Source organism: Hydrogenophaga sp. RAC07, assembly GCF_001713375.1.
In the GTDB taxonomy this organism is placed as follows: Bacteria; Pseudomonadota; Gammaproteobacteria; order Burkholderiales; family Burkholderiaceae_C; genus Hydrogenophaga.
In genome coordinates this window covers 3,780,042-3,797,632 of sequence record NZ_CP016449.1, presented here as the reverse complement: position 1 = coordinate 3,797,632, position 17,591 = coordinate 3,780,042, and the positions used below count along the sequence as shown (strand labels likewise).

21 protein-coding genes and 1 pseudogene are annotated in these 17,591 nt (G+C 65.8%); 11 read left to right on the top strand and 11 right to left on the bottom strand.

Annotated elements, in window-relative coordinates; genetic code table 11:
* Window positions 1–3 precede the first annotated feature (3 nt).
* The 4 genes and pseudogenes from BSY239_RS17690 (at window position 4) to BSY239_RS17675 (ending at window position 2,790) form a co-directional block, all read left to right on the top strand.
* Window positions 4–771 (top strand): TlyA family RNA methyltransferase, encoded by a 768-nt coding sequence (locus BSY239_RS17690; protein ID WP_069047954.1) that lies wholly within the window; start codon window positions 4–6, stop codon window positions 769–771.
* A 42-nt stretch (window positions 772–813) separates the two neighbouring features.
* Window positions 814–1,644, top strand: coding sequence for a methylenetetrahydrofolate reductase [NAD(P)H] (metF, locus tag BSY239_RS17685; protein WP_069047953.1), 831 nt, complete (start codon window positions 814–816; stop codon window positions 1,642–1,644).
* Window positions 1,645–1,778: 134 nt separating this feature from the next.
* A pseudogene (locus tag BSY239_RS17680) lies at window positions 1,779–2,045 on the top strand (septal ring lytic transglycosylase RlpA family protein); the annotation flags it as partial.
* A gap of 145 nt (window positions 2,046–2,190) precedes the next feature.
* Window positions 2,191–2,790 (top strand): OmpW/AlkL family protein, encoded by a 600-nt coding sequence (locus BSY239_RS17675; RefSeq protein WP_069047951.1) that lies wholly within the window; start codon window positions 2,191–2,193, stop codon window positions 2,788–2,790.
* Between the two features lie 20 nt (window positions 2,791–2,810).
* Here the strand turns inward: BSY239_RS17675 and BSY239_RS17670 are convergent, their stop codons facing one another.
* The 5 genes from BSY239_RS17670 to paaA all read right to left on the bottom strand — a co-directional run bounded on the left by BSY239_RS17670 (window position 2,811) and on the right by paaA (window position 6,770).
* Complete coding sequence (locus BSY239_RS17670) at window positions 2,811–3,923, bottom strand: 2Fe-2S iron-sulfur cluster-binding protein (protein WP_069047950.1); 1,113 nt, start codon at window positions 3,921–3,923, stop codon at window positions 2,811–2,813.
* A gap of 155 nt (window positions 3,924–4,078) precedes the next feature.
* Window positions 4,079–4,606 (bottom strand): 1,2-phenylacetyl-CoA epoxidase subunit PaaD, encoded by a 528-nt coding sequence (gene paaD / locus BSY239_RS17665; protein WP_069047949.1) that lies wholly within the window; start codon window positions 4,604–4,606, stop codon window positions 4,079–4,081.
* Between the two features lie 9 nt (window positions 4,607–4,615).
* Window positions 4,616–5,467, bottom strand: a complete 852-nt coding sequence (gene paaC / locus BSY239_RS17660) for a 1,2-phenylacetyl-CoA epoxidase subunit PaaC (RefSeq protein ID WP_069047948.1) — start codon at window positions 5,465–5,467, stop codon at window positions 4,616–4,618.
* Window positions 5,467–5,760 (bottom strand): 1,2-phenylacetyl-CoA epoxidase subunit PaaB, encoded by a 294-nt coding sequence (paaB, locus tag BSY239_RS17655; RefSeq protein ID WP_069047947.1) that lies wholly within the window; start codon window positions 5,758–5,760, stop codon window positions 5,467–5,469. The genes paaC and paaB overlap by 1 nt, the downstream gene beginning before the upstream one ends.
* Window positions 5,757–6,770 (bottom strand): 1,2-phenylacetyl-CoA epoxidase subunit PaaA, encoded by a 1,014-nt coding sequence (gene paaA / locus BSY239_RS17650; RefSeq protein WP_069047946.1) that lies wholly within the window; start codon window positions 6,768–6,770, stop codon window positions 5,757–5,759. The genes paaB and paaA overlap by 4 nt, the downstream gene beginning before the upstream one ends.
* A gap of 276 nt (window positions 6,771–7,046) precedes the next feature.
* Between paaA and BSY239_RS17645 the strand changes: the two genes are divergently transcribed.
* The gene (locus tag BSY239_RS17645) at window positions 7,047–7,547 is read left to right on the top strand and encodes a CAP domain-containing protein (protein ID WP_236944099.1); all 501 of its coding nucleotides are present in this window, start codon (window positions 7,047–7,049) and stop codon (window positions 7,545–7,547) included.
* An 11-nt stretch (window positions 7,548–7,558) separates the two neighbouring features.
* Here the strand turns inward: BSY239_RS17645 and BSY239_RS17640 are convergent, their stop codons facing one another.
* A complete protein-coding gene (locus BSY239_RS17640) occupies window positions 7,559–8,476 on the bottom strand; it encodes a 23S rRNA (adenine(2030)-N(6))-methyltransferase RlmJ (RefSeq protein ID WP_069049071.1) in 918 nt (305 codons plus the stop codon).
* 205 nt (window positions 8,477–8,681) lie between these two features.
* Between BSY239_RS17640 and rplM the strand changes: the two genes are divergently transcribed.
* The 5 genes from rplM to erpA all read left to right on the top strand — a co-directional run bounded on the left by rplM (window position 8,682) and on the right by erpA (window position 11,233).
* Window positions 8,682–9,113: a 50S ribosomal protein L13 gene (gene rplM, locus BSY239_RS17635; protein WP_056267763.1), complete on the top strand. Its 432-nt coding sequence runs from the start codon at window positions 8,682–8,684 to the stop codon at window positions 9,111–9,113.
* Between the two features lie 12 nt (window positions 9,114–9,125).
* On the top strand, window positions 9,126–9,518 hold the full coding sequence (gene rpsI / locus BSY239_RS17630; RefSeq protein ID WP_069047945.1) for a 30S ribosomal protein S9: 393 nt from the start codon (window positions 9,126–9,128) through the stop codon (window positions 9,516–9,518).
* Window positions 9,519–9,667: 149 nt separating this feature from the next.
* Window positions 9,668–10,327: a DUF6776 family protein gene (locus BSY239_RS17625; RefSeq protein ID WP_335583408.1), complete on the top strand. Its 660-nt coding sequence runs from the start codon at window positions 9,668–9,670 to the stop codon at window positions 10,325–10,327.
* A 31-nt stretch (window positions 10,328–10,358) separates the two neighbouring features.
* Entirely contained in the window at window positions 10,359–10,757 is a 399-nt protein-coding gene (locus BSY239_RS17620) for a bactofilin family protein (RefSeq protein ID WP_069047943.1), read from the top strand.
* A 110-nt stretch (window positions 10,758–10,867) separates the two neighbouring features.
* Window positions 10,868–11,233: an iron-sulfur cluster insertion protein ErpA gene (erpA, locus tag BSY239_RS17615; protein WP_069047942.1), complete on the top strand. Its 366-nt coding sequence runs from the start codon at window positions 10,868–10,870 to the stop codon at window positions 11,231–11,233.
* 69 nt (window positions 11,234–11,302) lie between these two features.
* On the opposite strand, the gene BSY239_RS17610 is transcribed toward erpA, so the two are convergent.
* A complete protein-coding gene (locus tag BSY239_RS17610) occupies window positions 11,303–12,658 on the bottom strand; it encodes a peptidoglycan DD-metalloendopeptidase family protein (RefSeq protein ID WP_069047941.1) in 1,356 nt (451 codons plus the stop codon).
* A 200-nt stretch (window positions 12,659–12,858) separates the two neighbouring features.
* Between BSY239_RS17610 and tyrS the strand changes: the two genes are divergently transcribed.
* On the top strand, window positions 12,859–14,121 hold the full coding sequence (gene tyrS / locus BSY239_RS17605; RefSeq protein WP_069047940.1) for a tyrosine--tRNA ligase: 1,263 nt from the start codon (window positions 12,859–12,861) through the stop codon (window positions 14,119–14,121).
* 73 nt (window positions 14,122–14,194) lie between these two features.
* Here tyrS and BSY239_RS17600 read toward each other — a convergent pair whose 3' ends face one another.
* The 4 genes from BSY239_RS17600 to BSY239_RS17585 all read right to left on the bottom strand — a co-directional run bounded on the left by BSY239_RS17600 (window position 14,195) and on the right by BSY239_RS17585 (window position 17,575).
* Window positions 14,195–14,875, bottom strand: coding sequence for an ankyrin repeat domain-containing protein (locus tag BSY239_RS17600; protein WP_069047939.1), 681 nt, complete (start codon window positions 14,873–14,875; stop codon window positions 14,195–14,197).
* On the bottom strand, window positions 14,872–15,363 hold the full coding sequence (locus BSY239_RS17595; RefSeq protein WP_069047938.1) for a GlcG/HbpS family heme-binding protein: 492 nt from the start codon (window positions 15,361–15,363) through the stop codon (window positions 14,872–14,874). The genes BSY239_RS17600 and BSY239_RS17595 overlap by 4 nt, the downstream gene beginning before the upstream one ends.
* 104 nt (window positions 15,364–15,467) lie before the next feature.
* Entirely contained in the window at window positions 15,468–16,106 is a 639-nt protein-coding gene (locus BSY239_RS17590) for a response regulator transcription factor (protein ID WP_156775527.1), read from the bottom strand.
* Window positions 16,103–17,575: a sensor histidine kinase gene (locus BSY239_RS17585; protein WP_069047936.1), complete on the bottom strand. Its 1,473-nt coding sequence runs from the start codon at window positions 17,573–17,575 to the stop codon at window positions 16,103–16,105. The genes BSY239_RS17590 and BSY239_RS17585 overlap by 4 nt, the downstream gene beginning before the upstream one ends.
* Between the last annotated feature and the right edge of the window lie 16 nt (window positions 17,576–17,591).

Here is a 17,591-nt window from a genome sequence, read left to right as displayed (position 1 = left end):
CGCATGCGGGCAGACCAACTGCTCGTCGAGCGCGGGCTGGCGGCGTCCAAGTCGCAAGCGCAACGCCTGATCGCATCGGGCGTGCGCTGGCGGCTGCTGCCGGGCGACTGGACAACCATCTCGAAGAATGGCCAGGAGCTGCGCGAGACGGTGGAGCTGCAGGCGGTGGACAACGCGGAGACGCGGTTCGTTTCGCGCGGCGGCCTCAAGCTTGACGGCGCCTTGCAACGCGTGGCTTTCGATGTCCGGGGTCTGCGCTGTCTTGATGTGGGCCAGAGCAGCGGTGGTTTCACCGACTGCCTGCTGCAGCGCGGCGCTCAGCAGGTGGTGGGCGTGGACGTGGGCCAGGGCCAGTTGCACCCGCGCCTGCGCGGTGACGCGCGCGTGGTCTGCATCGAACGCTGCAATGCGCGCGACCTCACGGCCGATGCGTTGACGGATGCGGGCGGCGAATCGGCCGCTGCACCGTTCGACCTCATCGTGGGCGACTTGTCCTTCATCTCGCAGACTCTGGTGTGGCCGGCGCTCGTGCCCTTGCTCAAACCGGGCGGGCATGTGCTCATGCTGGTCAAGCCGCAGTTCGAGTTGCAGCCCGAGCACATCGGCAAGGGCGGCCTGGTCAAGAGCGACGCGAGCTACCCGCTGGTGCGTGAGCGCATCGAGCAGGTGGTGAAAGACGGCGGCCTGGTGCTGCTGGATTATTTTGAAAGCCCGATCACCGGGGGTGACGGCAACCGCGAATTTCTGGTGTTCGCCCGCCAGCCCGCCTGAGGGCCGCTGGCTGGGCCAACTCCCCCATCTTTGGAGAATCCCATGGGCCTGCCCGTGAGTTTTGAATTTTTCCCGCCCAAGACGCCCGAAGGCGTGGAGAAGCTGCGCGCGGTGCGCCAGCAGCTGTATCCCCTGAAGCCCGAGTTCTGCTCGGTCACCTACGGCGCCGGTGGTTCCACGCAGGAAGGCACCTTCAACACGGTGCGCGACATCCTCGCCGAGTCGGTGCCGGCGGCCTCGCACTTCTCGTGCATCGGCGCCACCAAGACGTCTGTGCGCGAACAGCTCGCCACGCTCAAGGCCATGGGTGTGAAGCGCCTGGTGGCGCTGCGCGGTGATCTGCCCAGCGGCTACGGCGCCGGCGGTGAGTTCCATTACGCGAGTGACCTCGTGGCCTTCATCCGCAGCGAAACGGGTGATGACTTCCACATCGAGGTGGCGGCGTATCCGGAGGTGCACCCGCAGGCGAAATCGCCCGAATCGGATTTGCAGGCCTATGTGACCAAAGTCCGTGCGGGCGCCCACTCGGCCATCACCCAGTACTTCTACAACAGCGACGCCTATTTCCGCTTCGTGGACGACGCCTACAAACTGGGCGCCGACGTGCCGGTGGTGCCCGGCATCATGCCCATCACCAGCTCCACGCAGCTCATGCGCTTCTCGGACGCCAGTGGCGCCGAGATCCCGCGCTGGATCCGCTTGCGCCTGCAGGCCTTTGGTGACGACACGGCCTCCATCAAGGCCTTCGGCCTGGACGTGGTGACCGACCTGTGCGACCAGCTGCGCAACGGCGGCGTGCCGGCGCTGCACTTCTACACCATGAACCAGAGCGTGGCGACGCTGGAAATCGCCAACCGGCTGCAGCTGTCATGAGCTTCAAGTCCGCGTTCACGCTCGCCCTGGCCACCGTGTTGTGGCTGGGCGGCTGTGCGACGCAGGTGGCCCCGACGCTGCCCACGCCCGACGGAGAAGAGCCCGCTGCGGTGCGGGATGAGCAAGAGATCGAGCGAGGCCGCGCCTCGTGGTACGGCGAGCCCTTTCATGGCCGGCGCACCGCCAGTGGCGAAGCGTTCAACATGCACGAGCTCACCGCTGCGCACAAGACCTTGCCCTTCGGCACGCGCGTGCGGGTGCGCAATCTGATCACCGGTCAGGACGTCGTGGTGCGCATCAACGACCGTGGCCCGTTCACCAAGGGCCGTGTGATCGACCTCAGCCGCAAAGCCGCCGAGCAGATCGGCTTGATCCGGTACGGCGTGGCCCCGGTCGTGGTGCTGCGGGACTGAAGTTTTGATCTGGGTCAAGGGCCTGTGCCGTGACTGCCTCGGTGTGCGCCGGCATTGACGCACCGCAACATGCAGGCGGCCGGGGTCTTCTGTAATCGGTCGCGGGAATGTTCCCGGTTCGATCACTGAAACCATGAAAAAGACCACTCTGGCCCTGGCCTCCCTCGCACTGCTGGCATCGGGTGCTGCTGTTGCGCAAGATTTCACCGCGGGCTCTTTGCTGGTGCGCGCACGCGCCGTTCACCTGGACAGCGCCAACAAGGACAGCACCGGCCTGAACCTGTCGATCAACGACAAGACCTTGCCCGAAGTCGACTTCACCTGGTTCTTCAGTCCCAACCTGGCGGCCGAACTGGTGCTGACCGTGCCGCAGAAGCAGCGTGTGTACGCCGGCGCCACGCAGATCGGCACGCTGAAGCACCTGCCGCCCACCCTCACGCTGCAGTACCACTTCAACCACGCCAGCGGCATCAAGCCCTACGTGGGTGCGGGTCTGAACTACACCCGCTTCAGTTCGGTGGATCTGCTCGGTGGTGCCGCCGATATCAAGCGCAACAGCGTGGGTCTGGCGTTCCAGGCGGGCGTGGACTTTCCGCTGTCCAAAAACCTGTACCTCAATGTCGACGTGAAGAAGGTCTACATCAAGACCGACGTGATCTCTGGCGGCAGCAACATCGGCACCTTCAAGGTCGACCCTGTGCTGGTCGGTGTCGGTCTGGGCTGGCGCTTCTGAGAGGCCGCTGAGGCAGCGCCTCAGCGCTCATCAAAGCTGATCACGAGGGCGTCGCTCGTGGGGCGCGCCTGGCAGCTCAGCACAAAGCCCTTGTCGGTTTCCCAGGGCTCCAGGGTGTAGTTTTTCTCCATCGCCACGGAGCCTTCCATCACCTTGGCGCGGCAGGTGCAGCACACGCCGCCGCGGCACGACCAGGGCAGGTCCAGCCCCGCGTTGAGGGCCACGTCGAGCACGCGTTCGTCGCGGTTCATGCGCAGCGCGTGGGGTTTGCCGTCGAGCAGCACGGTGAGGGCCACCTCGCCTTCGGTGCGCACCGCCGCATCGGCGTGACCCAGCACCACCGCCTTGCGCGTTTCGGTGGGCAGGGCTTCCAGCGTGGGTGATGTGAAGCGTTCGGTGTGCACCCGGTCGGGCCGCACGCCGGCGTCGAGCAAGGCTTTCTCGGTCGCGTCGATCATGGCTTCGGGTCCACAGATGAAGACCTCGTCCATGCTGCCCACCGGCAGCAGTGAGGCAATGAGGGCGCGCACCTTGTCGCCGTCGATGCGGCCTTCGAGCAGCGGCACCTCTTGCGCCTGGCGCGAGAGGATGTGGATCAGCGTGAGCCGGCCGGCGTACTGGTCTTTCAGGTCCTGCAACGCTTCGTTGAACATCACGCTGTCCATGCGCCGGTTGCCATAGACCAGCGTGAACTTCGACGTGGGCGACTCCTCCAGCGTGCTCGCCATCAGCGAGAGGATGGGTGTGATGCCCGAGCCCGCTGCAAAGGCCACGCGATGCAAGGCGCGCGGCTTGTGCACGGTGAAGCGTCCATCGGGCGGCATCGCCTTCAGCGTGTCGCCCGCCTTGAGTTCGCTCGCCGCCCAGTTCGAGAACACGCCGCCTTCCACTGGCCGGATGCCCAAGGTGAGTTCACCTTGTCGCGTGAGCAGGCTGCGCGGGCTGCTGATGGAGTAGCTGCGCCGCACGTCCTGCCCGCCGATGGTGGCTCGCACGGTGAGGAACTGGCCCGGCTCGAACGCAAACGCCGTGCGTTGCTCGGGCGGGATCGCCAGGGTGATGGCCACCGCACCCGCGGCCTCGGGGCTGATGCGTGCGACGGGCAGCTCGTGGAAGCGGGCGACGGCATTCATGGAGATTCCTCGGTCTTGGGTGTGACTGGACACATGCCACGCATCGAGCGACGTGCCTTCAACCAGCAAACACCGCGGAACCGGCTTTGCCGGGCCGCAGGTGTTGCCCCCTTGAGGGGGTGACGGCCTGAAAGGCCGGCGCGGGGGTGTTCCATCTAGTAGGGTTTGAAGTAGTCGAAGGGCTCGAGACAGTCGAGGCAGCGGTACATGGATTTGCACGCGGTGGAGCCGAAGGGCGAGGTTTCGGTTGTGTGGGTCGAGCCGCATTGCGGGCAGGGCACCACGTCGCGTTGCAGCGCCTGGCGCGAAAACTTCAGCACGTTGCTGCCGGCGTGGGTGCTGCTGCCGCATTGCGGCGGCGCGATGCCATAGGCGCGCAGCTTCTCGCGCGCGGCCTCGCTCATCCAGTCGGTCGTCCATGCGGGGGCGAGTTGCGTGACCACGCGTGCGTTGATGCCTGCGTTGCTCAGGGCTGTGCGCACGTCGTCCTCGATCTGTCCCATGGCCGGGCAGCCGCTGTAGGTGGGTGTGATCACCACCTCGGACGTGCCGTCGGCGCCGGTGCGCACCCCGCGCAGGATGCCGAGTTCGCTCAGGCTGACCACCGGGATTTCAGGATCGCTCAGATCGGCGAGCGCGGCCCGGATGGCGGCGTGCTCAAGTTCTGCGTCGGTGGCGTGCATGGTGTTGCTTCACCACACCGCTTGCGGGTGCGTGCGCGCCAGGCTCTGCATCTCGGCCAGCAGAAAACCCATGTGTTCCGAGTGCACGCCGAGCTTGCCCTGCGGCACGTAGCCCTTCACGGCAGGGCGCGTGAGCGTGGCCGCTTGCACCGTGTCGTTCACCAGCGCATCCCATTCGGCCTTGAGACTGGGCAGGTCGGCGCCCGTCCCACTCTGAACCGCTTGTGTTTCTGCATCACTGCCGATCCAGAATTCCTGGCAGTACGGCAGCAGGTGGTTCAGAGCGGCTTGTGCGCGGGCGTGCGACTCAATGGTGCCGTCGCCGAAGCGCACCAGCCAGTCGCTGGCGTGGCGCAGGTGGTAACGCACTTCCTTCAGCGACTTGGCCGCGATGGCGGCCAGATGCGCGTCGGCGGATGTCTGCAGGCGGTCCCACACCAGCACCATGAGTGCGCTGTAGAGGAAGTTGCGCGAGATGGTGGTGGCGTAGTCCCGGTCGCCCGAAGCGGTGGCGGCCAGCGGCCCGCTGTGCGGCAGTTCCAGCAGCGTGAGGTTGCGGAACTCGTGCGTGTCGCGGAAATAGGCCAGGGTGTCTTCGGTCACGCGGCCTTCGGCCCGTGCGCCTTGCAGGTGCTGGAAGCGCTGCGCGAGGTCGGCGTCGTCGTTGATGAGCGCGGCGGCGTGCTGGTACAGCATGCGGGCCTGTCCGAGCAAATCAAGGCTGTTGTTGGCCAGGGCCAGATCCTCTTCGAGGATGGGCCCGTGGCCGCACCATTCGGCGTTGCGCTGGCCGAGCACCAGCGCGTTGTCGGCCAGGTGCAGCAGGTAGTCCACCGGTGCGTGTGTCGGTGCCGAGACCATCACATGTGCCCCACTTTGTCGGGGATCTCGTAGAAAGTCGGGTGGCGGTACACCTTGTCGGCGGCCGGGTCGAAGAAGCTGTCCTTGCTGTCGGGCTCGCTGGCCGTGATGCTGTTGGACGGCACGACCCAGATGCTCACGCCTTCCTGGCGGCGCGTGTACACGTCGCGCGCCATTTGCAGCGCGTGGGGCGCGTCGCTGGCGTGCAGGCTGCCGCAGTGCTTGTGCTCCAAGCCTTGTTTGCTGCGCACGAAGACCTCCCAGAGGGGCCATTCTTTCAGTGCAGTGTTCATGCGGCCTCCTTCATGGCGCGTGCCTGTTGTTTCGCTGCGTGGGCCAGCGCCGCTTCACGCACCCAGGCGCCGTCGTTCCAGGCTTTCATCCGCGTGGCCAGGCGTTCCTTGTTGCAAGGTCCATCGCCGTTGACCACGGCCCAGAACTCGTCCCAGTCGATCTGCCCGTAATCGTGGTGACCACGTGCCTCGTTCCACTTCAGGTCGGGGTCGGGCAAGGTCACGCCCAGCACCTCGGCCTGCGGCACGGTGGCATCGACGAACTTCTGGCGCAGGTCGTCGTTGCTGATGCGCTTGATGCCCCAGCGCATGCCCTGCACGCTGTTGGGGCTGTCGGCGTCGGGCGGGCCAAACATCGCCAGACACTTCCACCACCAGCGGTTCACCGCGTCCTGCACCATGGCCTTCTGCTCGGCCGTGCCCTGCATCATGGTCATCAGCGACTCGAAGCCTTGGCGCTGGTGGAAGCTCTCTTCCTTGCAGACGCGGATCATGGCGCGCGCATAGGGCCCGAAGCTGCAGCGGCACAGCGGAATCTGGTTCATGATCGCCGCGCCGTCCACCAGCCAGCCGACCACACCGACATCGGCCCAGGTCAGGGTGGGGTAGTTGAAGATGGAGCTGTATTTGGCCTTGCCCGAGTGCAGCGCGTCGAACATCTGGTCGCGGCTGGTGCCCAGGGTCTCGGCCGCGCTGTAGAGGTACAGGCCATGGCCGCCTTCGTCCTGCACCTTGGCCACCAGAATCGCCTTGCGTTTGAGGCTGGGCGCGCGGCTGATCCAGTTGCCCTCGGGCAGCATGCCCACGATCTCGCTGTGCGCGTGCTGGCTGATCTGGCGCACCAGCGTCTTGCGGTAGGCGTCGGGCATCCAGTCGCGCGGCTCGATCTTGCCGTCGGCGTCGATCACGGCGTCAAAGTGGGTCTGCAGGGCGGTGTCGTGGGGCACCGCTTTCAGCGGCGTGCCGGGCTGGGCGTCGGCGTCGGGAACGTTGAACGACTGGGTGTACATGCGCGTCTCCTGCGCCGCTGGCCGGGCGCGTGGATCGCAGTATAGCCAGTTAACCGACCGAGCGGTCGGTGAATTTTGAGGCTACATCCGCTTACGCCGGGGTGGTCGCCTCACCGTACAGTGCGCTGCATGCACGCATGCCCTTTCACCAAGCGCCGTTCCCTCCCGACCAACTGTTCAATCGTTCTCGGTCTGGTGCTCTCCCTGGCAGCGTGTGGAGGAGGCGGGGGCGACGAAGCGTCCGTCGCTGCGCCAGCCACCGTGGGCCCGACACCCGTGAGCGCCACGGGTGCGGCGCCGTCCACCGGCGGCGCCACGTCGCTGATTGCGCTGGACGCCACCACCTCCTGCGGCCTGGCCAGCTTTCGCGCCGAGCTCTTGCAGCAGATCAACGCGGCGCGCGCCCAGTCCCGCACCTGCGGCAGCAACACCCTGCCTGCAGCGACCACACTGGCCTGGAACGATCGTCTGTTCTCGGCCGCCGCCCGCCATTCGCGCGACATGGCGGTCAACAACTACTTTTCTCACACCAGCCTGGACGGGCGCACATTCTCCCGCCGCATGACCGATGAAGGTTACGCGTGGTCCTGGTCGGGCGAAAACATCGCGGCCGGTCAGGCGAGTGTGTCGGACGTGGTGTCGGGGTGGTTGGCCAGCCCGGGCCATTGCGCGAACATCATGCGTGCCGAGTTCCGCGACGTGGCGGTGAGCTGTGTTTCGCAGGCCGGGAGCAACTACGGCCGCTACTGGACCATGTCGCTGGCCCGGCCGCTCTGAGCGTCGGCCGCTCAGCCGCCCGATTCGAGCGCTTGCGACTTGCCCCGACCCCGGCCCAGGTGGGTCAGCAGCTGAGGCAAGGCCACCTGCAGCACGGCCTTGAGCGTGTGTGGTGGGTTGATCACGAACATGCCGCTGGCGGTCAGCCCCGGCCGGTCGTCCGGGCCGTGCGTCGGGTCCTGACCGATGGCCAATGTGGCGTTGAGCCAGGGCTTTTGGGCCTGGTTGGCCAGCGTCTTGAGCCGGCGCGGGAGATCGTGCGCCTCAGGCCGCGGAATCACCGGGTACCAGACCAGGTAGGTTCCAGTCGGAAAACGTTTGATCGCCTCGTGTATGCAGGCGCTCACTTTGCCGTAATCGCTCTTGATCTCGTAGCTGGGATCGATCAGCACCACGGCTCGTTTGGAGCCGGTGGCCGACGGCGGCGGCGGCAGCAGCGGACGCAGGCCTTCAAAACCGTCCTCCCGCGCCACCGCGATCTGCCGTCCGGCGTCAAGCTGGGCGATGTTGGCCGCCAGCGTCTTGCTGTCGGTGGGGTGCAGTTCAAACAGCTTGAGCCGGTCGCGCGACTCGGTGCGCATGAGCTGCTGCATCACAAACGGCGACCCGGGGTAAACGCGCAGCGTACCCGACGGGTTGAAGCCGGCGATGATGTCGAGGTAGTCGTCGATCGCAGGCGAGACGTCCTTGGCCGGTGGCTGGTCGGCGGCGCGCAAGGCCGCCATCAGCTTGACCACGCCGTCCTTGGCCTCGCCCCCGGTCTCGGTGTAGTCGCCGTCCAGGCGGTACAAGCCGGCACCGGCATGGGTGTCGACCAAGGTGATGCCGGCCTCTTTCTGCATCAAATGACGCAGCGTGGCGATGAGGGTGGTGTGCTTGAGCACGTCGGCGTGGTTGCCGGCGTGGAAGGCGTGTCGGTAGCTGAACATGCACGGATGGTAGCCGTTTGGCCACACACCCTGGCCCTTGCGCACGATGCATTTGCCAAGGAAGGCGGGAATTTCGTACAATCGTGGGCTTCGCAGCGAACTGCTGGCTCCGCGGCGAAGTCTTCAAACCCACCTAAGAGCGTTCCGTCAGAGAACGACCGACCGTGGAAAAGAGCCGCCAAACCACCTCTTCAAGAGAAAACTCATGACCAAAACGTTCAGCGCAAAACCCGCTGACGTGACGCACGAGTGGTTTGTGATTGACGCGACCGACAAGGTCCTCGGACGAGTTGCCAGTGAAGTGGCTCTCCGTTTGCGCGGCAAACACAAGGCCATTTACACGCCTCACGTCGACACCGGTGACTTCATCGTCATCATCAACGCAGCCAAGATCCGCGTCACGGGCAACAAGGCCCTCGACAAGGTCTACTACCGCCACTCGGGTTATCCCGGCGGTATCTACGGCACCAACTTCCGCGACATGCAGGCCAAGCACCCTGGCCGCGCACTCGAAAAGGCTGTCAAGGGCATGCTGCCCAAGGGCCCGCTCGGCTACGCCATGATCAAGAAGCTCAAGGTGTACGGTGGCGCAGAGCACCCGCACACCGCCCAACAGCCGCAAGTGCTGGAACTGTAAAGGAGCCTTGAGATGATTGGTGAATGGAACAATGGAACCGGCCGTCGCAAATCCAGCGTCGCCCGTGTCTTCCTGAAAAAAGGCTCTGGCCAGATCGTGGTCAATGGCAAGGACATTCAGGCCTACTTTGGCCGTGAGACCTCCATCATGATCTGCAAGCAGCCTCTGCTGCTGACCAACCACGCCGATACCTTCGACGTGATGGTGAACGTGCACGGCGGTGGCGAATCCGGCCAGGCCGGCGCCGTGCGCCACGGCATCACCCGCGCCCTGATCGACTACGACGCCACGCTCAAGCCAGGCCTGTCGCAAGCCGGTTTCGTGACGCGCGACGCCCGCGAAGTCGAACGGAAAAAAGTCGGTCTGCGCTCCGCGCGCCGTCGCAAGCAGTTCAGCAAACGCTAATCTGTCTGGCCTCAACTGCAAAAGCCGCCTTCAAGTCGAACTTGGGGCGGTTTTTGCTTTCTGGGCCTGGGTTGCGTTTGCTTTCACTTTGAAAGGTTTGCATGCGGTTTCGGCTTCTGCGCAGAAAACTCACCGTCAGCGCACCGCGCATGGCCGTCCGCAGTGCGTTGCCGTGGCCGTTTCGCTGGTTGTTGGGCGCGGTCGTGCTCGGTTTCTCGGGATCGTTGGCCATGTGGGCCTTCGAGTTTGGCCGCGACATTGCCGGTCTGGACCGCGAATCGAAGCAGGAGCTCAGCCGCCTGCGTGGTGAAGTCCAGACCTTGCGCGCCGACTTGCTGGTGGCCCAGTCGGTGGCGAACACGTCGGAGAGCCTGCTCACCACCGAACGCAGCGCGCAGGAGCAGCTCGCCATGCGCATCCGCCAGCTCGAAGCCGACAACGAAGCCCTGCGCAGCGACCTTGGTTTTTTCGAGCGCCTGATTCCGGGCGCGGACAGTGGAGCACTCAGCATCCGCGGCTTGCAGGCGGAGCGCTTGTCGGACACCCAATGGCGCTGGCAGGCGCTCATGATGCAGGCCACCAAAAACGCACCCGATTTCAAGGGCGGGCTGGAGATCACCTTCACCGGCACGCTCAATGGCAAGCCCTGGTCTATGGCGCATTCGCCCACACCGCAGTCGGTGTTGATCAAGGGCTATCTGAGGCTTGAAGGCATCGTCGACGTACCGCCATCGGCCATGGTAAAAAACGTGACGGCCCGCGTGCTGCAAGGCAATTCGGTGCGGTCGGTACAAACATTCCAGCTGTGACCAACAGCGATCTGTCGTTTGGAGAATCCCCATGTTTGGCAAGAAGAAACAACCGCCCATCAAGAGCCTGATCGCTCAGGGCACCCGCATCGAAGGCAATGTGCTGTTTCATGACGGCCTGCGCGTCGACGGCGAGGTGGTGGGCGACATCCGCGCCAGCGACGAACAACCCAGCATCCTGGTGATCAGCGAGGTGGCGGTGGTCACGGGCCAGATCCTGGCCGACCACGTGATCATCAACGGGCATGTCAAGGGCCCTGTGCAGGCCTTCGAGCTGCTGGAGCTGCAGCCCAAGGCGCGCATTGAAGGTGATGTGTCCTACAAAGCGTTGGAAATGCACCAGGGCGCCACCATCACCGGCCAGCTCAAACCCATGGCCGGAGACCTGGAAGACAAACCCACACTGAAGCTGGCGGCAAACAACGGCTGAGCACAATCCCGAGCGATTTGATTTAGTATCTACAGACGTTCCGGACGCATTGCGCGTCCCGCCTTCCCCAGTGGACCTGATCGAGGGCCACACATCCCAAGAGGTCATCCATGAGTGCAGTGGCAGAAAACATCCAGACTGAAATGCCGGCCCCGCTGGTGTTCACCGACAGCGCCGCCGCCAAGGTCGCCGAGCTGGTGGCCGAAGAGGGCAATCCCGATTTGAAGCTGCGCGTGTTCGTGCAGGGTGGCGGATGCTCCGGTTTCCAGTACGGCTTCACGTTTGACGAAGTGGTCAACGAAGACGACACCACCATGTCGAAAAACGGCGTGTCGCTGTTGATCGATGCCATGAGCTACCAGTACCTGGTGGGCGCCGAGATCGACTACAAGGAAGACTTGGAAGGCGCGCAGTTCGTGATCAAGAACCCGAACGCCAACAGCACCTGCGGTTGCGGCTCCAGCTTCAGCGTCTGACAACTGCGCCTCGCGCGTCCACAAAAAAGGGGAGCTTCAAGCTCCCCTTTTTCATGACTGCGAACCGACCTATTCGGCGCTGGCCTGCTGAACGCTGGCCGCGGCGTTGAGCTGCACCCGCTGCAGCTGTGCAACGGCGTCAAAGCGCGAACGGGCGGCGGCGTTGATCGGCACAGATTCGCTCTGTCGCGCGATCACCAGCGGATCCTGGTGCACACCGTTGTCGCGGAACTCAAAATGCAGGTGCGGGCCGGTGGAAGCGCCGGTGGAGCCCACGGCACCGATCCACTCACCCTGGTCGACCTTCTGGCCCTGGCGCACACCAATGCGGCTCAGGTGGGCAAACAGCGTGGTCTGGTTGCTGCGGTGGCGAATGATGATCACATTGCCGTAGCCGCGCTGCACCCCGGCGAACTCGACCACGCCGTCGGCGATGGTGCGCACGGGCGTGCCTGTCGGCGCGGCGTAGTCCACACCCAGGTGGGCCTTGCGGGTGCCGGAGATGGGGTGGAAGCGCATGCCGTAGCCGCTGCTCACGCGCGAGAACTCCAGCGGCGAGGACAGGTAGAACTTGCGTGAGCTTTCGCCGTTGAAGCCGTAGTAGGCGCCGCGCTGGCCGGGCTCTTCGAACCACACGCCTTCGTGTTTGCGACCGTTGTTCACGAACTCGGCGCTGAGCACGCGGCCGGTGCGCATGGCCTCGCCGTCGGCCTCCAGGCTTTCATAGACCACGCTGAAGCGGTCACCCTGGCGCAGGTCGCGTCTGAAGTCGATGTCGCTGGAGAACATCTCCGCCAGTTGCACAGCCACCGGGTCGGGGATGTTGGCCGCGTCGGTGGCGGCGAACAGCGAACTGCGAATGACACCGCTGGCCAGACGGGCCGAGGCGGTGAGTTCACCGGTCTCCAGGCGCGACTTGAAGCCTTCGGGACTGTTCTCGATCACCAGGCGGGAGAACTTGCGGTCGTCGTTGGCGATCCAGCGCGAGGTCAGGCGCTGAAGTTCCTGGCGGTCGTTGGTCTCCACACTGACCAGGCGGCCGCCACGGCCTTGCAGCAGCTGGCGGGCGGTGGCGTCGGTGCGCAGGAAGCCCTGGGCTTCGGTGTCCACCACCCCAAGGCGCTGCAGCAGGCTCTGGGCGGTGTCGTCGCGGCGCGTCACGTCGCTGCGGAACAGCACGAAGTCGTTGGAAGAAGCGGCCAGCACGCTGGGCACTTCGAAGGTGGGGGGGGTGAGGGTCTCGACGACCTGGCGGACCGGAAGGTCGGCGGCGTCGGGAGCCAGCGGCGCGATGCCGAAAGCGGTGACGCCGGTGCCCAGCAGCAGCACACCAATGCCACCGGTGATGCGGCGCGGGTGCTTGATGAGACTTTGGTGGGTGGCTTCGGCGACCCGGGTCAGCGAGTGGATCAGTGGGCGGATCAAAATCGGTGTTTCCTGAAAACGTGACCAACAGTCTGTTGGATGGGACACACAGGCTGATGAGCCCACGCGGAACAAGTTCACATCAATTGCGCCTGGGCGATGAACCGGATCCAACATGTGCAAAAACTGCGCCAACTAAAATCCGTCACTGGGCGCGAAGTATATCGACCACCCTGTAGCCCGCACATCAAAAAACGCTTATGAATCCCAGCACCCAAGCATCACAAAGTACTCACCTGAACCATCCCGTTGAGGGCGTACTGACGGACGGTGTGAAAAATGCCTTGAGCGTGACACTTCGCGGGTGCGAAGAATTGATTCCCCAGACCGACTGGGTCAAAAAATTGTCACAGTCGGAAAAGAGCGGACAGCCCTTGCGCATCAAACTGGGGCTGGACCCGACCGCTCCCGACATCCACATCGGCCACACGGTGGTGCTCAACAAGATGCGCCAGCTGCAGGACCTGGGTCACCAGGTGATCTTCCTGATCGGCGACTTCACCAGCCTGATCGGCGACCCCTCGGGCCGCAACAACACGCGCCCCCCGCTGACCACCGAGCAGATCCAGGCCAACGCCGAGACCTACTACAAGCAGGCCAGCCTGGTGCTGGACCCGGCCAAAACCGAGATTCGTTACAACAGCGAATGGAGTCTGCCGCTGGGCTCGATGGGCATGATCCAGCTCGCCGCCAAGTACACGGTGGCCCGCATGATGGAGCGCAACGATTTCCACGACCGCTTCAAGGCCGGCACACCGATCAGCGTGCACGAGTTCCTGTACCCGCTGATGCAGGGCTACGACTCGGTGGCGCTCAAAAGCGACCTCGAGCTTGGCGGCACCGACCAGAAGTTCAACCTGTTGATGGGCCGCCACCTGCAGGCCGAGTACGGCCAGGAGCCGCAGTGCATCCTGACCATGCCGCTGCTGGAAGGTCTGGACGGCGTGGACAAGATGTCCAAGAGCAAGAACAACTACATCGGCATCACCGAGCCTGCGAACTCGATGTTCGCCAAGGTGCTGAGCATTTCCGACACGCTGATGTGGCGCTGGTACACGCTCTTGTCGTTCCAGTCGCTGGAGCACATCGAATCGTTGAAGCAGGCCATTGCCCAGGGCGCGAACCCGAAGGACGCCAAGGTGGCGTTGGCCAAGGAGATCACCACACGGTTCCACAGCAAGGCAGCAGCCGATGCGGCCGAGCAGGACTTCATCAACCGCAGCAAGGGCGGTGTGCCGGACGAGATTCCCGAGGTGTCCTTGTCGGGTGCGCCGATGGGCATCGGGTCGTTGCTGAAGTCATCGGGCCTGGCGCCTTCCACCAGCGAGGCCAACCGTTTGATCGAGGGTGGTGGGGTGCGGGTGGATGGGGCGGTGATCAGCGACAAGGGCTTGAAGCTGTCTGCGGGGACGTTTGTGGTGCAGGTGGGGAAGCGGAAGTTCGCCCGCGTTTCGCTTGCCTGACTTCCGTTTCGTTCATTGACCTCGCGGGCTCGGAGCGGCAAGGCGCTCCGCCCCGGTTCAGCCAGCGAAGAGGCTACCGACCCCCGGCCATCTCCAGCATGCGGACCATCGCAGAGTAGCCACGCGAGCGCGCCAACGCCAGCGGCGTTTGACCATGCCGATCGGCCAGCTGCAGGTTCGCACCCGCATCGATCAAGGCCTTGAGCGTGGCCTGGTGACGCGGACCTCCGTCGCCCAGCACCACCGCTTCGATCGCGGCGGTCCAGTGCAGGTTGTTCACGTGGTCCAACGGCGCACCGGCAGCGATCAACTGGCGCACCACACCGTCGTGGCCGAGATGGGCCGCAGCGATGAGGGCGGTGCCGTCGTAGCGGCTGGTGGTCTGCTTGGCGCTCGCGCCCAGTTGCAGCAGCACACGCAGCGTCGCTTCGTCGTCGGCCACCGAGGCGATCGTCACCGCGTCGTAGCGGTCGTTCTCCAGCCGGTTGATGTCGGCACCCGCCTTGACCAGCGCTGCGATCGCATCGCGTTGTCGAGCGAAGGTGGCCACGTGCAGCGGCGTGCGGCCGTGTGCGTCCGTCGCATTCACCGCCGCACCGCCGGCCACCAGCCGCGCGATCTTGGCGGCATCACCCCGGTGGGCCGCGGCGTGCAACCCGGTGTAGGCCACCGCCTCGGCCGCGCTGGGCGCGACCTGGGCCTGGACCGCGGCACCGGTCAACGCCAGTGCCAGAGCCAACAGCAGCGTTTTCATTTCAACAACTCGGCCACTTTGGCAATGCCCGCGTTCGCGCACTGCTCGTCCAGATGGCCACCGGGCGCACCGCCCACGCCCACGGCGCCGATGACCTCGTTGCCCACCTTCACCGGCACGCCGCCGCCCAGCACCAGGAAGCCCGGGATGTCCACCAGTGTGGCGGCGCCGGGGTTCTTCTGCACGCTCTCCAGCATGGCGGCGGTGGTGTTGCGCGCCGAGGCCGAGGTGTAGGCCTTGCCTTGCGCGGCACCCACCGTGTGCGGGCCGGCGTTGTCGGCGCGCTGCAGGGCGCGCAGGGAACCGGCGCGGTCCACCACGGCGGCCGTCACGTTGTAGCCGCTGGCGCTGCACGCGGCGACGGTGGCCGCCGCGATCTGGTTGGCCAGGTCCAGCGACATGTTTTTCTCCACGCGCACGGCCTGGGCACTGGCAGCGGTGGCGATGAGGGACAGGGCGATGACGCAAGTGTGGGCGATGAATTTCATGGTGTTCTCCGGTGGTGTTGAACGGTTCGATCAACCGTGGGAGAACTGTAAAAATTCGCGCGGACAACCACCATTCGGGCGGTTACGCGCGGCCCTCCGTAGAACTACGCAGTGCCCGCGTCACCCGCATCGACCAGTGCGGCGTAGTGGCGGATCAGCTGCGCCAGCGACGGCGCCTGCAGTTTGGCGAAGAGGTTGGCGCGGTGGGTTTCCACCGTGCGGGGCGAGAGGCCGAGTGCGCGACCGATTTCCTTGTTGGTCAGGCCCTCGACGATCAGGCCCAGCACCTCGCGCTCGCGCTCGGAGAGCTGCGCGAAACGCTCGCGCGCCGCGCGGTCGGCCTGGTGGCGCTGGCGCGAGCGCACGTGCTGGCGCACGGCGTTCTGCAGGGCTTCGAGCAGGGCCTCGTCGTTCACCGGCTTTTCCAGAAACTCGGCCGCGCCCGCCTTGAACGCGCGGCGACACATGTCCACCGTGCCGTGGCCGGTGAGCATGATCACCGGCTGGTCCACGCCCTGCGCCACCAGGGTGTCGAGCACGGACAGACCGCTGATGCCGGGCATGCGCACGTCGAGCACGATGGCGCCGATGGCCTCGCGGTCGAAGGTGTTCAGGAAGGCCTGGGGGTCGCTCCACGGCTGCACGCGCAGGCCCACGGTGCCGATCAGCAGGGCCAGGCTCTCGCGCACGGCCTGGTCGTCGTCGATCAGGTGCACGGTGGGGGAGAGGGTGTCCATGCTCATGCCGGGTTGTTGGCGAGCGGCAGTCGCAACCGGAACACCGCGCCGCCGGTGGCCGCGTTGGCGGCCGAGAGCGAGCCGCCCATGCCGCTGGCCAGGGTTTCGCACAGGCTCAAGCCCAGACCCAGGCCGCCTTCGCGCGTGGAGAAAAACGGCTCGAACAGACGTGGCAACACATCGGGTGCGATGCCTGGCCCGCTGTCGGCCACCGCGAGTTCGCCGTCGTCCGCGACCGTGCGCAGGGTGAGCGTGAGCCGGCGCTGCGCGGCGGGCACCTGCTCCAGCGCCTGCAGCGCGTTGAGGATCAGGTTGTGCACGATCTGGTCGAGTGCGACCGGGTCTGCCATGACGCTGAGCACAGGCAAGCCTTCCAGCACCGGCGCCACGCTGCGCCGCTGGCACTCGGGCTCCAGCAGATACAGCGCGCGGCGCACGGCCTCCACCGCGTCCACGGTCTGGCGTTGCCCACCGCTGTCGGGCCGCTCCACCGCGCGGCGCAGGCGGCCCACCACCTCGGCGGCGCGCCGGGCTTGCGCGGCGGCCTGCGCCATGGCGCCACGCGCCGTGGCGAGTTCGGGTGGGTCGTCGTCCAGCAAACGCTGCGCGGCCTGGGTGTTGGCCAGCACGGCGGTGAGCGGCTGGTTGAGTTCGTGCGCCATGCCGGCGGCCAGTTCGCCCAGCGTGTTCAGGCGCGCCACTTGGCCCAGGCGCAGCAGCTCTTCGGCGCGGCGGCGCGCCAGGCGTTGGCGCTGCAGGTGCCGCACCGCCGCGAGCAGCGCCACCACCGCGAGCGTCCAGGCGAGCATGCGGGCCCACGGCCACTGGCGCCAGCCCACGGTTTGTGTGGCCACCACGTCGAAGGGCTGGCTCTCGGCCGCCACCACCTTGTGGAACTCGAAGCGCGAGGCGGTGCCGGACTGCAGCCGGCCCGGCTGGACCACGTGCCGCTGACCCGCGTGCACCAGCTCGACCCGCACCGCGCTGGTCTCGGCCACCATCGGCCACTCCGTCCACGGGACCAGCGCCTGCAGGTCGATGGTGAGTGCGTAGCTGGCGGGTGCGGAGGCGAGCACCAGCCGGTAGCGGCCAGAGGATAGGTCCAGCGGCGCAAGCGCAGCACGCCCGCTCAGGCGCGACAGGCGTTCGGCCTCGGCCAACGCGGGATCCGGCCATGGAGTGGCGGCATCGCTGCGCTGCACCGAGAGGATGCGCGGGTACAGCGCGGGCAGGCGCTGTTCGGGGGAACCGGTCCCGATGGCGACGGGCGCAGGCTGCAGCAGCGCCAGCGTGGCCAGGATCGCGTCGTGCTGAACCACCTGCTGACTCAGCAGCCGGTGCACGATGCGCGCGTCGGTTTCGAAGAGTGCGCGTTGTTGATCGAGCGACTGTCGCGCGATGGCGGCCGCGCCGGCCAGGGCGATCACCGCCCCGCCGACCACCCACCACCCAGAGAATCGCCAAGACTGCCGCATGCGGCGGATTCTGGCA

Coding starts and splice junctions, on each gene's coding strand:
- metF (WP_069047953.1), top strand. CDS start 814: ATGGGCCTGCCCGTGAGTTTTGAATTTTTCCCGCCCAAGACGCCCGAA.
- BSY239_RS17600 (WP_069047939.1), bottom strand. CDS start 14,875: ATGAAAACGCTGCTGTTGGCTCTGGCACTGGCGTTGACCGGTGCCGCG.
- BSY239_RS17675 (WP_069047951.1), top strand. CDS start 2,191: ATGAAAAAGACCACTCTGGCCCTGGCCTCCCTCGCACTGCTGGCATCG.
- erpA (WP_069047942.1), top strand. CDS start 10,868: ATGAGTGCAGTGGCAGAAAACATCCAGACTGAAATGCCGGCCCCGCTG.
- paaA (WP_069047946.1), bottom strand. CDS start 6,770: ATGTACACCCAGTCGTTCAACGTTCCCGACGCCGACGCCCAGCCCGGC.
- rplM (WP_056267763.1), top strand. CDS start 8,682: ATGACCAAAACGTTCAGCGCAAAACCCGCTGACGTGACGCACGAGTGG.
- BSY239_RS17590 (WP_156775527.1), bottom strand. CDS start 16,106: ATGAGCATGGACACCCTCTCCCCCACCGTGCACCTGATCGACGACGAC.
- paaD (WP_069047949.1), bottom strand. CDS start 4,606: ATGCACGCCACCGACGCAGAACTTGAGCACGCCGCCATCCGGGCCGCG.
- BSY239_RS17640 (WP_069049071.1), bottom strand. CDS start 8,476: ATGTTCAGCTACCGACACGCCTTCCACGCCGGCAACCACGCCGACGTG.
- BSY239_RS17625 (WP_335583408.1), top strand. CDS start 9,668: ATGGCCGTCCGCAGTGCGTTGCCGTGGCCGTTTCGCTGGTTGTTGGGC.
- paaB (WP_069047947.1), bottom strand. CDS start 5,760: ATGAACACTGCACTGAAAGAATGGCCCCTCTGGGAGGTCTTCGTGCGC.
- BSY239_RS17595 (WP_069047938.1), bottom strand. CDS start 15,363: ATGAAATTCATCGCCCACACTTGCGTCATCGCCCTGTCCCTCATCGCC.
- rpsI (WP_069047945.1), top strand. CDS start 9,126: ATGATTGGTGAATGGAACAATGGAACCGGCCGTCGCAAATCCAGCGTC.
- BSY239_RS17670 (WP_069047950.1), bottom strand. CDS start 3,923: ATGAATGCCGTCGCCCGCTTCCACGAGCTGCCCGTCGCACGCATCAGC.
- BSY239_RS17620 (WP_069047943.1), top strand. CDS start 10,359: ATGTTTGGCAAGAAGAAACAACCGCCCATCAAGAGCCTGATCGCTCAG.
- BSY239_RS17585 (WP_069047936.1), bottom strand. CDS start 17,575: ATGCGGCAGTCTTGGCGATTCTCTGGGTGGTGGGTGGTCGGCGGGGCG.
- paaC (WP_069047948.1), bottom strand. CDS start 5,467: ATGGTCTCGGCACCGACACACGCACCGGTGGACTACCTGCTGCACCTG.
- BSY239_RS17690 (WP_069047954.1), top strand. CDS start 4: ATGCGGGCAGACCAACTGCTCGTCGAGCGCGGGCTGGCGGCGTCCAAG.
- tyrS (WP_069047940.1), top strand. CDS start 12,859: ATGAATCCCAGCACCCAAGCATCACAAAGTACTCACCTGAACCATCCC.